This window comes from Ruminiclostridium hungatei, assembly GCF_002051585.1.
Taxonomy (GTDB): domain Bacteria; phylum Bacillota; class Clostridia; order Acetivibrionales; family DSM-1351; genus Ruminiclostridium; species Ruminiclostridium hungatei.
The window spans coordinates 135,378-148,125 of record NZ_MZGX01000001.1 but is presented as its reverse complement, the minus strand read 5'-3'; the positions used below and the strand labels follow the sequence as shown (position 1 = coordinate 148,125).

Annotated in this window: 11 protein-coding genes and 1 riboswitch; of the genes, 3 read left to right on the top strand and 8 right to left on the bottom strand. The window is 42.5% G+C overall.

Going from position 1 to position 12,748, the window contains the following annotated elements; translation table 11 throughout:
- Positions 1 to 69: 69 nt before the first annotated feature.
- From CLHUN_RS00670 to CLHUN_RS00645, 6 genes are all read right to left on the bottom strand, one after another.
- Complete coding sequence (locus CLHUN_RS00670) at positions 70 to 822, bottom strand: SDR family NAD(P)-dependent oxidoreductase (RefSeq protein WP_080062639.1); 753 nt, start codon at positions 820 to 822, stop codon at positions 70 to 72.
- Between the two features lie 151 nt (positions 823 to 973).
- On the bottom strand, positions 974 to 1,720 hold the full coding sequence (locus CLHUN_RS00665) for a DUF2971 domain-containing protein (RefSeq protein WP_080062638.1): 747 nt from the start codon (positions 1,718 to 1,720) through the stop codon (positions 974 to 976).
- 213 nt (positions 1,721 to 1,933) lie between these two features.
- Positions 1,934 to 2,101: a hypothetical protein gene (locus CLHUN_RS21950; protein ID WP_165755607.1), complete on the bottom strand. Its 168-nt coding sequence runs from the start codon at positions 2,099 to 2,101 to the stop codon at positions 1,934 to 1,936.
- A gap of 23 nt (positions 2,102 to 2,124) precedes the next feature.
- Entirely contained in the window at positions 2,125 to 3,360 is a 1,236-nt protein-coding gene (locus CLHUN_RS00655) for a Ger(x)C family spore germination protein (protein ID WP_080062636.1), read from the bottom strand.
- Complete coding sequence (locus CLHUN_RS00650) at positions 3,353 to 4,459, bottom strand: GerAB/ArcD/ProY family transporter (RefSeq protein WP_080062635.1); 1,107 nt, start codon at positions 4,457 to 4,459, stop codon at positions 3,353 to 3,355. Before CLHUN_RS00650 ends, CLHUN_RS00655 begins: the two co-directional genes overlap by 8 nt.
- Positions 4,449 to 6,167 carry a spore germination protein gene (locus CLHUN_RS00645; protein WP_080062634.1) on the bottom strand — a complete coding sequence of 573 codons (1,719 nt, stop codon included), beginning with the start codon at positions 6,165 to 6,167 and terminating at the stop codon, positions 4,449 to 4,451. Before CLHUN_RS00645 ends, CLHUN_RS00650 begins: the two co-directional genes overlap by 11 nt.
- Positions 6,168 to 6,398: 231 nt before the next feature.
- Between CLHUN_RS00645 and CLHUN_RS00640 the strand changes: the two genes are divergently transcribed.
- A complete protein-coding gene (locus CLHUN_RS00640) occupies positions 6,399 to 7,640 on the top strand; it encodes a D-alanyl-D-alanine carboxypeptidase family protein (RefSeq protein WP_080062633.1) in 1,242 nt (413 codons plus the stop codon).
- Between the two features lie 134 nt (positions 7,641 to 7,774).
- Here the strand turns inward: CLHUN_RS00640 and dapB are convergent, their stop codons facing one another.
- Both dapB and CLHUN_RS00630 read right to left on the bottom strand, forming a co-directional pair.
- Complete coding sequence (gene dapB, locus CLHUN_RS00635; protein WP_080062787.1) at positions 7,775 to 8,623, bottom strand: 4-hydroxy-tetrahydrodipicolinate reductase; 849 nt, start codon at positions 8,621 to 8,623, stop codon at positions 7,775 to 7,777.
- Positions 8,624 to 8,776: 153 nt separating this feature from the next.
- Positions 8,777 to 8,916: riboswitch (cyclic di-AMP (ydaO/yuaA leader) on the bottom strand.
- Positions 8,917 to 9,025: 109 nt separating this feature from the next.
- Positions 9,026 to 9,817, bottom strand: coding sequence for a 3D domain-containing protein (locus tag CLHUN_RS00630; protein WP_080062632.1), 792 nt, complete (start codon positions 9,815 to 9,817; stop codon positions 9,026 to 9,028).
- A 125-nt stretch (positions 9,818 to 9,942) separates the two neighbouring features.
- On the opposite strand from CLHUN_RS00630, the gene CLHUN_RS00625 reads away from it, so the two are divergent.
- Complete coding sequence (locus CLHUN_RS00625) at positions 9,943 to 11,559, top strand: spore germination protein (protein WP_080062631.1); 1,617 nt, start codon at positions 9,943 to 9,945, stop codon at positions 11,557 to 11,559.
- Positions 11,552 to 12,715 carry a Ger(x)C family spore germination protein gene (locus CLHUN_RS00620; protein WP_080062630.1) on the top strand — a complete coding sequence of 388 codons (1,164 nt, stop codon included), beginning with the start codon at positions 11,552 to 11,554 and terminating at the stop codon, positions 12,713 to 12,715. The genes CLHUN_RS00625 and CLHUN_RS00620 overlap by 8 nt, the downstream gene beginning before the upstream one ends.
- Positions 12,716 to 12,748 lie beyond the last annotated feature (33 nt).

Genomic DNA, 12,748 nt, shown 5'->3' with positions numbered 1-12,748 from the left:
CGATACCTTCAACTGTCTATAATTTTGTAATCTGCAGAGAGCTTACTTCATAAAACAAATATAAGGACACTAGACATCCCTTCTCATGAGACTGAAGCTCTGGGCCGTGGGACCCCTATCAGGCTGTCCGGCCAGAAATAAAGCCATGGGCACCACATCCTCGGGCTGCTTCTGCCACTCGCTTTCAATGGCTTTGACTATACTTTTTCCCTCCCCGGCATTGTCGTCTATGGAAGTATTAACCGGCCCCGGTATCAGCTCGTTTACACTTATGCTGTATTCCAGCAGCTCCTGTGCCAGAATGCGTGTGAGCATCCAGAGCCCCGCTTTTGAGCAGGAGTATGCCGAACTGCCGGGAAACCCCCGGTGCCCCAGGCCGGAGCCCACCGTTATGATTTTCCCTGCCCCTCTCTGTTTTAAGTATGGAATTGCAGCATGCATACAGTAATAGGCACCGAACAAATTCAGTTGGACAGTAGCTATCCAGCCGTCACTCCGGCTGTTTTCAACAGTTTCACGCTCATAGTTTGCCCCTGCGTTTACCAGCAGAATGTCAATGCCTCCGAAATGTCCCGCAGCCTTTTCAAACAGGCTGTTTACCTCATTTTCATCCGTCACGTCTGTTTTGACGGCAAGGGCTTGCCCACCCGCCAGGGTTATGGCCCTGACTGTTTCAGCAAGCTCTTCCTGACTGCGGGCGGCACACACAACCGCAGCCCCGGCCCCGGCATAGGCAAGGGCTACCGCCTTGCCTATGCCCCGCCCTGCACCTGTTATAACTGCCACCTTACCTTCCAGTACCCTATGGTATAAATTGTCCATAAATATCACCTCTGTGAATCAACAAATCTTATATTCCATAATTTTCATAATCCGTAATATGTTATTATTTTATCACCCGAAATAATAAATGCAAAGACAAATAAAAAGAAAACTCTCCTTCCAGGAGGGCATCCGGCAAGCGGAATCCGGCTCAATACCGCAAATTTTCATAGAGCCGGGACCTTCTTATATTAAAGCCGGTACCCCTCTCACGGTTTATCCGGTCAAGGAGCCTTTGAACTTCAGAGACTTCATATTCCTTCATTTCAGGAGAAGCTATTATATCCTCTATGAGCTCCCACGTGTCCACGGGTATTTTAATGCCCTCTTCCGGGAGATATTCCAGATTATTTTTATAAAGCAGGATTCTGAATTCATGTTCATACTCGAACTCTTTTCGTTTGATTTTAAAAGGAAGCAGCTCGTTGTCAATATAGCCCTCATGAAAGTCATTTTCAAAGTCAATATAGTCTATTTTAAGCATTTCCATTTCATACCCGGAGGGCTTATTTATTCTTTGAAGCTTGTTAAGGGCAGTGCATACGGCTATGCCCTGTCCGGCCCTGGAATAAACCTCCCACATGGCTGCCGATTCGCTTTCATTCAAATGCCAGCAACTGATAGCAACCTTTTTCTTTCTCTTGCTGAATTCTTCCAGAAATTCTCTTTTGATATCAGCTTTATTATCAGTTGTATTATCCGCCTGCATATCCGCATTATAGTCTTCCAGGCCTGTCCTACCCCGGTACAATTCTGCAAAATGCAGATAATTCTGCCTCGGAATAGCGCCCTCGTATTTATCCTTGAATTTGTCCGCTCTGGCAAAATAAAGTTCCCCGTTGATCAGAGACAGGAATTTAATAACATCATAGTATCTCCACAATTTACTGTCGCCCATATTACTCCTTCATTCAAAAAACTCGTCCTTTGTCAGCCATAGCTGTCCTGTACATATGCCGGTACCGGTGCAAAGACCTGTGATTGGCCCTCCTTTATTGAGCTCAATTAAGGAGGCAAAGCCATGACAGGCTGTAAAACCAGCTTGCCATGGCTTTGAAATTGTATGTTGGATATACATATTAATTATTGACATTCCCACAGTGCCTTTAGTCTATTTTAAAAACAAATACATAAACGGCGTGACCGTTGCAGCCAGGGCAATAAGCATGACAACAAAGGCCCCGAACCTGTTCTTTTTATTCCAGGTCCATACGCCGAAGCTAAAAGTATAGATGCTTATCCACGCTGCAATGAGCAGCATAACAATCTTGAATATCATATATATACATCTCCGTTTCCCTGCTATCCGTGTCTTATTACTTCAGCCTCCAGCTTCAGGTTATATTTGCTTTCCGGGAAAATATCAGGCCATTTGATTTTTTCCCATCTGTCTATCGTTGTATAATTTACTTTTGCCAGCTCGCCGTAGCCGAATATATCGGTTTTGTAATCATAGGTCAGCTTTCTGAGGAGGCTCTGAATCTCCTTCTCAAGCTGTACCTTGTATGCAGCGCTCAATTTCTCCGCCTTTTCAGGTTCATCATAATCGTTGTCACTCTGAACCGACTGGACATTTATATCAAGGTTCAGTTCAATGTTTACTTGAGGCTTTCCATTCTGGATACTCACTTCTGTTTTTGAGGTCTTCTCTCTTTTTAAGATGCTCAGTACTTTAAATTTTTGATCAAGGGGGTCTTCAATATCCAGGTTTATATTGTTTGAACCGGTCATTAAAGCAAATACGGATGCCTCCCTGGCATTGAGACGTCCTACCATCTTATCCTGCTTGAAGACTGCAAGGCCTTCCAAAGACATTTTCTTTTGGTCGCCTTCCCCTCCTCCGCCTTCCTTTTCAGAACCCCCGCCGGATTTTTTCTCTCCGCCGCCTGAGTCTTTCTTGCCTCCTCCGCCGCCTTCGGGCTTACTGCTTTCTGCAATGCTGTTGTCAACGGCTGTATATATGGCTATGGGCTGTGCTCCCTGATTCTTTGACCTGTACAGATAGTCCTGCAGCCTGGCATTGGGCACCAGAAAATCCGATTCATAGGATTTGAATAAAAGTTCATAATACCTTGAGGGATTTGACGTCAGCTTTGGCTGTATAGATTCAAGATATTTCTTTGCCCCCTCGGCAGCAACTATTATATTGATGTCCTGCCTTATCTGCATACCCTGCTGCAAACCGTTGACGAAAGCAGTAATCCCCTTCTTGGCTATTGCTTCCGAGACAACGATTATCTTCGTATGTGAAAGGTTGATTGTCCTGGTGAGGTATTGACTGGACTTTTTCAAGCCTGACAGAAAATTGTCCGTCTTGTAGGAGGTAATCTCGGTGCCCTCTCCCCCTCCTCCGGTAATAGCCTGGGGTACTGCAGTCTGGAAGGTCAGATTGAAGTTGTTTCCATCCGCCTCATCAATACCGATTGCAATAACATATGCCAGGTCTTCAATTTCCCTGTTGTCATAGCAGCCCGCCAGCATACCGGTGCAAAGTGCCAGGCATAGAAACACTGCTGCAAACCTGCCTGCCTTATTCATTTCCCCCGCCTCCTTCTTCAATTCTTCTTCCTGCTTTCTTAAGGGCTCCCGGTATGAGAATAACAAGGGGCAAGCCCAGGCCCACAAGCCATATAAGGTCTGAGAGTCTTGAATTCACCAGGTCTATTTTCATTCCCTTGAGCTTGTCGGACAGGGTTAAGGCCAGAATGGCTACAGGAAGAATTATGGGCCTGGATTTTTTCAAGCTCAGAGTTTTTTTAATTATGTGGATTATAAAGGTAAAAATTACTCCCAAATAAAGCAGAGAGGATATGGAACAAACAAGTACGAATACCGATTCAATACGTTGAATGAAATTGCCGAATTCTATATGCTTGGCCATCTGAAATACCGGCACCTTGTTCTCTGCTGATATCTGGTAGGGGTATAAAAGCAGGAAGGACAGCGTTGCCCAGAATAAAAGCAGTCCGGAAATCAGGATGGTCATGTATCCCACTCTCTTTATATACCTGCTTTTAAAAAAGGGTACCAAAAAAAACAGTATTATCATGGACGAAAAAGCCGACAGCTTATACAGGCCCCCTCTGACAACGGGCATATAGCCATTGCCCAGAATTGGCAGCAAATTATTTATTTTGAACTGGGGTATGACACCTATGGTTATAAGCAGGAAGCCAACTATTGCCGCCGGGAGCAAAAAAGCATTTATCCTCACCACCGCCTCTATTCCAAAATAGGCGCAGCATATTATTCCCAACAAAAACAGTATTTCAACAAAGCCCAGAGGGGATTTGTCCAAAGAAATCATTTTAAGCACTTGAGAAAATCCCCCAAGCCCTGTAGACAGCTCAAAAAACAAAAAACCTGCAGTCAGGAAGCCCATAATCACCATGAATACCTTTCCGCCCACCTTTTGACTGATATCCAGTAAATCCATGCTTCCTATATTCTTATATAAAGCAACAATTATTGAAAAATATATTAAAATCAGCAAGGTGGAAACCACAGGTATCATCCACCCGGCACTGCCTCCAAAGGCGGCCATGTCCTGGGGATACGACAAAAGCACCTGGACAAATATCAAGTTTACCAATACAGTTATGGCTTCCCATGTACCAAAGCTTATTCTAGTCTTCATCCTCATCACCCTCTGACTCGTTATTTTTCACAGTCCAGCTCCTGCTGATCCTGGGCTGGCTTTTAATATCCTTGGGATTCAAATAGTCAGGCCTGTTCTCCTGCTTCCAAATGGGCTTTCTGGACAGCTTATCCGAATACTTTCCATTGGTTATGGGTCCGAAGGGTGTCAGAAAAGGTACACCAAAGGACTTTGAGGCCGCCAGCATAAGAGAATTCACCAGCAGTCCCAGAGCTATTCCCAGGAAACCTGCCGTTGCTCCCAATATGATGTAGGCAAACCGTATAAGCCTGATTGAAAAGGACATGGAGAAACTGGGAATTGAAAAGGAGCCCAGTGCTGTTATTGCAACTATTATTATCATAATGGGGCTTACCAGATTTGCCGATACGGCAGCCTGTCCCAGTATCAGGCCTCCCACTATGCCTATGGTGGAGCCGATTGCCCCGGGAACTCTGATACCCGCCTCCCTTATGAGTTCAAAGGAAAATTCCATAATAAGTATTTCAACTACCGACGGAAAGGGAACATTTTCTCTTGAAGCCTCTATGGCAAACAACAGATTTGTGGGTATCATTTCCTGGTGGAAATTAGTCACGGCAATATACAGTCCGGGCAGCAGCAGCGCAATCAGTACTCCGATTATCCTGATTATTCTTATAAAATTCACGTAGGGATATCTGATATTTGTATCCTCAGTAGTATGAAGAAATTCTGTTATGGTTGCCGGCATTACCAGGACAAAGGGGCTTCCGTCCATGACCACGGCAATATTTCCCTGTGCCAGCATCATAGCTACCCTGTCCGGCCTTTCAGTGGCAATGATCTGCGGGGCTGCCAGAACGGTATTATCTTCAATAAGCTGTTCCAGCTCACCGGTATCAAATATATAGTCCACCTTGATGCCTTTGACTCTTCTTATAACCTCGTGCACCAGCGAATCATTTGCAATATCCCGTATATACAATATTGCACAGGGGGTATTGCTCCGTTTGCCCACAGTGGTACCCTCCACCATGAGATCCTTGTCCTTCAGAATCTTCCTGATTAATGCCGTATTGGCCCTCAATTGTTCATTAAAGGCCTCCTGGGGCCCCCGGATAACGGTCTCCGAATTTGGTGAGGACACCGTTCTGTGCTCCCAGGACTTTACATCGGCAGCAAAGGCATAATCCAGGCCGTCTATGAAAATCCCGCAGCCTCCGAAATTAATATTACCCACCAATTCCTTGTAATTATCCACCTTTTTAATCTGATTAAAGGGCAGAAGTCTGTTATATATGAATTCTCCCAGGTTTTTTACGTCTTCCCTGATATCAATATTTGAAAGCAGCATCAACGGCTGCAGGATGTTATTGCTGATACTGACCCTGTCGGTAAGCCCGTCAATAAAAACAATAAACCCCTTGAGAACCTTGTCGGCCACGGTAATATTGAATTGCCTGCTCACCAGGTCGCTATTGCCAGGGATTTTATATATTTTCTTTATTACATTAATATTAAAGCCCAGATCACCCGATATTTTCTTTTTAAGAATTTCATCACTGACCGTACAGTCTGTAAAGTCATCCTCCAGAGCCTCTTTTTCAAACACATCCAGGGACGCAGCGTTATGAACCGTGTCGCAGTCACGTCTTTTGTTCTCTCTGAGGACAAATTCCTCTGTCTTGTTATGCTCCTTGAAAATAAGATAATTTAAAAAGCCCAATGTATACTCCCTCTGCCTTCAAAAATTTTTATACTTTTTAAGAGTATTATGGTAATTAACGTATTTTTATATACATAGTACAAATCTGACAAATTTTTGTAATGGTAATTTAATTATTTAATAATAAATTCTACCTTGTGAAAAAATAGTTAATAATCTATCATTATATATAGATACTTTCAGATACTTTTACATAAGAAAAATTCTAGAAACTATGAGGTTTGGAAATAGATGAAGAAACTACATCAGAAGCTTGTTTCCTTTTTATTGCTTACAATCTTTATAGCCTTTAACCATGTACCGGTATTAGCCTGGACCCCTGAAGAAGGGCTCTCTGCCAATTCCGCAATTCTTATGGATACTATGAGGGGGCAGATTTTATATAAAAAAGAAGCCAATATCAGCCTGTCTCCCTCTATAATGTGCAAGCTGATGACAGCACTTATCACCATAGACCGTACCCAGTTGAACTCCAAAGTCACCATAAGCAAGAATGCCGCGGGTATAAACGGGGCCTCTTTAAATCTTACAGTGGGTAACCTTTACACCGTGGAAGACCTGCTTTACGGAGTCATGCTCACTCCTGGAAACGATGCAGCCATAGCGCTGGCCGAATATGCAGGCGACGGGGACGTAAACAAATTTGTAGGCTATATGAATGAGGCCGCCAAAAAGCTGGGGCTCCACGATACGTATTTTGTCAACCCCACCGGCCTGTATGACGAAAAGCAGTATACTTCTGTCAGCGATATTGCAAAGCTGATCAAATCTGCAATAGCCAACCCGGTTTTCAACACTATTTTCGGTTCAAGAGGAACTGCGTGGATTGACGGCAAGGATTCCTCCATTCTCACCAATCAGAATAAGCTATTCTGGAGTTATAACGGCATTGACGGCGGAAAGATAGGTACAAATCCCAAACAGGGTGTAATAGCTGTTACTACCGCCTCCAGGGACGGCCGCCGGCTTTTGGCAGTGGTTTTCGACAAGGATGAAGACAGTGCCCTGTCCCAGACCACCAGCCTGTTCGACTATGGCTTTACCAACTTTTACAATGGCCTGCTTGTTTCCAAGGGCATTCCCTTAAGAACAATCAACGTGCAGGATATGGATGTGAATCTCATAAGCAAAATTGATGTTTTTTATACTTATCCCATAGGTCGCAGCTTTATCAAGGATATCGGCTTTATAAAAAATGAGAAGCTGGTCCTTCCTCTGAAAACCGATGTTGTTGCAGGTGTCCTCAAATACATACTGGAGGATGGTACGGAAATTGACGTAGACCTGTATTCAAACAGAGAAGTTGTAGCTCCCCAGGATTACAAATCAAAAATCAAGACAATACTGGATGAAAACCGAGACCTGGTGATTATCGTTTCAATATTGATTATTATTGAATTTCTACTGATGTTTTATTATATAATAAGATTTTTATTCAGACTGATAAAAAAAATGGGGCACCCTGAAAAATGATATACTCCCTTCATGATAAACAGTGTTTGTTATTTCACTGTCTCTCATAAAGGGAGCATATCAAAATAGGGTGCCTCATTTTTTTAGGATGATTGATACGACATGAGATATCTACCAGCCAGATTTATTCTTTTTTAAACAGATTTTTGCTTTAATTCCATGCTTCTTTTCTTGAGCCTGTCATTACTTTCAATGTAGGTTTTCAGTACCCTGTCAAGATCAAGTACATCTCTCATTTCATAATAACCGGACCTTTTGTGTATGAATTTGGCAGCCTGGATTGCGCCCAGGGCAAAAGCTTTTCTTGAAAAGGACTCGTGGCTTATTTCGATTTTATCGTCTTCTCCTACGATCATTACCTCGTGGCGGCCTATGACTCCTCCGGCCCTTACGGAATTTATGGGAACATCGGACGCTGAAATACTGATGCCTGTGTTTTTAAGCCCTCCCTGTATCTCATGAGCTATCTTTTTTGCTGTACCTGACGGAGAATCCAGTTTGTTTTTATGATGTACCTCGGTAATCTGAAAATCATAGCCGCTCAGAAGGCTTGCCGTCAGGTTTGTCAGCAGCATAAGCACATTTACGCCCAGGGTTATATTGGGTGCATAAACTATCCCATTTTTATATTTTCTGGACAGTATAAAGAGCCTTTTAAGATCGTAGGAAGAAAAACCTGTAGTTCCTACCACAAGATTTACCCGGTACTTTGAAAATATAACTGCATTTTTTAACGCTGACTTGGGATTGGAAAAGTCTATTACCACATCGGGCTTGTTTCTGAAAATTATTTCTTCCAGGTTATCCGAGCCCCTGATAATTATGCCTGTATTATCCATACCCAGAACCTTACCCAGCTCCAGATTCTTCAACTTGCTTGAAGGACTGCATACAACCGATACAAGCTGGATTTCCTTTTGGTTCAGTATGGCCTTGGCTATCTCTTTTCCAGTGCGTCCCAGTCCTGAGATGCAAACTTTAATCATAAAAAGACCCCTCCCTTTAACTATAGTGGTTAGTAGATGATTAAATTTAACTGAAGAAAATGAATAGGGTTTATTTCTGTAATACTGAACGAAATAAAAAAGCTACAGTAGAAAACTGCAGCATTGAAAAGAAGCATAAGTCATAAAGATTCACTTTCTCCCCAACGCTTACGAAGTTAGCTGACGGATTCGGATTGGTCGAGACTAACCCTACCTGAATATTCAGGATTCACCCCAATTTATGGTTCCCCCGCTTACGGCAAAATGCCGTAACTCAGCGATTATAATATTAAGTTAAATTTATATTCATATTATATACTATTTTTTTAAATTGGTCAATATTTCCTCGTTTTTAACTGATTTTAATTATATTCTATTATATGCTGAGGTTATACCGGATTATGACAATATAGATTCATCAATCTTTCCATTGCCAAGCTTTACTAAATAAACATCATAATATTCTTCTCCCAATTCATAGGCAAACTTCTTATCAAAGACAGCAAAATCAAATCGCTTCTTCCCCTTGATGGCACTTCCCGTATCCATTGCCACGGTATATCCAAGTCCCTTGATGTAAAACACGGTTCCATAGGGCCAATGGGACTTGTCTACAGCTATTGACACCCCTGGTACTATGGGCAGTCCTGAACTGGTTATCCCCCTGTCATTGCCGCATTCCTCACTTGAAGGAGTGTACGCTGTGCCCAGGAATTTACCCAGGTATTTACCCTTGGTAATAGTAGTTTTTAGTGCATCTTCGGTATAATATTTGTAGGACTGGGGTGTAACTCCTACAGAAGCAGCCTTTTTTAAAGATTTTTGCAGTTCCAGGTTGTCACCCGTCAACGCCTTTTTTGCAGCTTCAAGCTGTTGATTTTTTTCCTTCAGAGCTTCCATTTCCCTTTTAAATTTTTCATTCTGCTTTTTCAAATCATTATTTTCAACACTGAGTTTTTGACTTTGATTTTTATAGGAATTGCTGTTTTCTGCCAGAGAATGGTTTGATTTCATTATCATCATGGCAGATACACATTCACTGTTGTATTTTTCCCTGTAAAGCTCCACAATGTTATTGCTTCTTAAACAAAAGAACGACAAAACTGCTGTTGCAACAAGAGACATAATTAATAGGGTTTTTAACATTACGTTATTGCTGTTTTTCATATTTGTATCGTCTTCTTTACCCATTTATTGAAGCACTCCCGGTTTAAAAAAATTTTTTTATGCCATTATCAATTATTTTCCAAAATGCTTACATTTTATACCCAGCATAACAACAATTTCTTTGGAGATAATTTAACCAAGGTGATGGTATGTTTAACTTTATTAAGAAAAAGACTACTTTTAAGAGCTTAAAAACTTATGATAATAAAATAAAAAATCAGGCTGCAAGTGAAAAAAAAAGCGAAAAAGCTTCAGCTAAAAAAAGTAAAAAGGAAGATGAAATCCCGGAGGCAATCGAAGAAGTAAAAAAAAGACTGAACGAGGAGTTTTCATTGTGCAGCGATTTTGTAGTTCGCGAGATTGTCCTGGGAAACACCGGGAAAAGGGTTATTATCGCATGTATTGACGGATATTTTGACAAGGCCATCCTGGCGGAAAATATCATAGAGCCCATAGTAAATTTCAAAGCTGATATTAAGGAAAATGAATTAATAATCCATTTAAAAAACAAAATTCTGAGTATAAGTGATTTAAAAGACCTGACCTCCTTTTCCGACTCTGTCAGCGGTATTCTGTCAGGAGATGTGGCAGTATATATTGACGGAGAGCACACTGCCTTCAAGCTGGGGCTGAAGGCCCCCGAAAAAAGGCCGGTGGGAGAACCTGATACGGAGACCAGCCTTAAGGGCTCCAGAGAGGGCTTTTCTGAAAATCTCAGAACTAATACTGTTCTGCTCAGAAGAAGGATAAAAAATACAAAATTCAAAATTGAGAGCATGCGTATTGGCAGAAAAACCAATACAGATATTATTATCTGCTATGTTGAAGGGATAGTTTCCCAGGAGGTTGTGCAGGAAGTAAAAGACCGGCTGGAACAAATAAATATTGATGCAGTTATAGCCAGCGGTTACCTGGAGCAGTTTATACAGGACGGAAGATATCCCCTGTTCCCCGTTGTGGGTAACAGCGAAAAGCCTGACAAGGTTGCAGCAAAAATACTGGAGGGCAGAGTTGCAATTCTGGTGGACGGCACCCCCACAGTTCTGACGGTGCCATATATGATGATAGAAAGCTTTCAGGCGCAGGAGGACTACTTTGGTGAATATTATTTTGCGTCTCTTATGAGACTTCTTAGGGTTTTCTCATTTTTTATTTCAGTTTATCTGCCCGGCCTATATGTGGCAGTAACGGCATTTCACCAGACAATAATTCCCTTCAAGCTGATGCTGACCATGGCAGCCACCCGTGAGGGCATACCCTTTTCAGCGTTTCTGGAGGCACTTATAATGGTAGTTACCTTTGAGATACTGAGGGAAGCCGGTCTTCGTATGCCCAGGGCTATCGGACAGGCAGTAAGCATAGTGGGCGCAATAGTGCTGGGAGATGCTGCGGTAAGTGCCGGTATAGCCTCCGCGCCCCTGGTAATTATAGCAGCCCTTTCGGGAATTTGCAGCTTTATTGTACCTCCTCTTATGAAAAGCGGCGCAGTAACCAGATTGATCATATTAATAGCCGCAAATATCATGGGGCTGATGGGAATCGGCTTTGTCACCTTTATGGTTACCATATACCTGTGCAATAAGAAGTCCTTCGGAGTACCTTATCTCTCTCCATTTGCACCATTGCGTACGTCCGGTATGAAGGACGCTCTTATTATCACTCCCATATGGAAAATGTACACACGGCCGGCTTCTCTTGCAAAGGGGCGTGATTATCACCGTACCACAGGAAAACCCCACAGGAACAGGGGGGAACAAGATGGCTAGGAAGCTGGCGGTATTGATCCTGATGGCTGCTGTCATGATAAACTGTACCGGGTGCTGGAATAACAGGGATTTGACCGAGCTCTCCATACTTACAGCCCTGGGAATTGATAAAAAGGGAGACAAGATTGAGGTTACCGCACAAATAATAAAACCCACGGATGTAAGTTCTTCAGGTGCCGGCAGCGCCGGTGGGGGCGGTGGCAAAAAGAGCTATGTTGTGGTTTCTCATGTGGACAAAACGATTTTTGCAGCCTTGCGCGGAATGTTGTCCAAAGTGAACAGGAAAATTTTTTACAGCTCCTCCCAGGTCATAGTCATCAGTGAGGAACTGGCACGTTCAGGAGTGCAGGACTATATAGACTTTATACTCAGGGATCATGAAACCCAGTTCAAATCTCTGGTTATAGTTGCAAAGGGAACATCTGCAAAGGAAATAGTACAGCAGGAGTATGAACTGTCCAAGGTACCGGGAGCTTTCATAAGAGATACCATAAAGAACTCCGACGCCAGAGGCTTTACAAAAGAAATCAATCTCCTGGAAATGGCCCGTGAACTGGCCTCTGAAGGAAGGGAGCTCTCCATAGGCACCATCCTGAAGGAGGATAAATCAACTATAACCGAAGGTCTGGCTATTTTTCACAATGACAAGCTGACAGGCTATTTCGACAAGTATGAAACAAGGGGCTATTGTTTTATTACAAACCGCATTAAAAGCTCCATAATAGAAGTTCCACATAACGAAAAGCCTGAGAAGCTCATCGGTGTGGAGCTCATGAAATCTTCGGCAAAATTAAAAGTCGGGCTGTCCACTGATAAAAAAATCGAAATTACCATTAAACTCAAAGTTTCGGGAAATATTGGAGAACAGCAGGCTATCCAGGAAAAAAACATTTTGGACTTTTGCCGCTGTACCCGTGAAAATCTTGAAAAGGCTATAAAAAAAGATTGTGAAAATGCTATAAAAAAGAGCCAGCAGGAATTCAAGAGCGATATTTTCGGCTTTGGCATGCATGTATTTGACGAATATCCCGATTATTGGAAAAGCGTTTCTGACAAGTGGAATGATGATATCTATCCTAATATAAAGGTAAAGGTGGAGGTGGAGGCAAAGATACTAAGAACAGGCCTTATCAGCAAGAACATCCAGATTAAATAGCATGGAGTGGTAACAATACTTAAAATAATTATC

Bases quoted from the DNA above. Each gene is read 5' to 3' on its own strand.
- CLHUN_RS00670 (WP_080062639.1), bottom strand. From the start codon at position 822: ATGGACAATTTATACCATAGGGTACTGGAAGGTAAGGTGGCAGTTATA.
- CLHUN_RS00665 (WP_080062638.1), bottom strand. From the start codon at position 1,720: ATGGGCGACAGTAAATTGTGGAGATACTATGATGTTATTAAATTCCTG.
- CLHUN_RS21950 (WP_165755607.1), bottom strand. From the start codon at position 2,101: ATGATATTCAAGATTGTTATGCTGCTCATTGCAGCGTGGATAAGCATC.
- CLHUN_RS00655 (WP_080062636.1), bottom strand. From the start codon at position 3,360: ATGAATAAGGCAGGCAGGTTTGCAGCAGTGTTTCTATGCCTGGCACTT.
- CLHUN_RS00650 (WP_080062635.1), bottom strand. From the start codon at position 4,459: ATGAAGACTAGAATAAGCTTTGGTACATGGGAAGCCATAACTGTATTG.
- CLHUN_RS00640 (WP_080062633.1), top strand. From the start codon at position 6,399: ATGAAGAAACTACATCAGAAGCTTGTTTCCTTTTTATTGCTTACAATC.
- CLHUN_RS00630 (WP_080062632.1), bottom strand. From the start codon at position 9,817: ATGGGTAAAGAAGACGATACAAATATGAAAAACAGCAATAACGTAATG.
- CLHUN_RS00625 (WP_080062631.1), top strand. From the start codon at position 9,943: ATGTTTAACTTTATTAAGAAAAAGACTACTTTTAAGAGCTTAAAAACT.
- CLHUN_RS00620 (WP_080062630.1), top strand. From the start codon at position 11,552: ATGGCTAGGAAGCTGGCGGTATTGATCCTGATGGCTGCTGTCATGATA.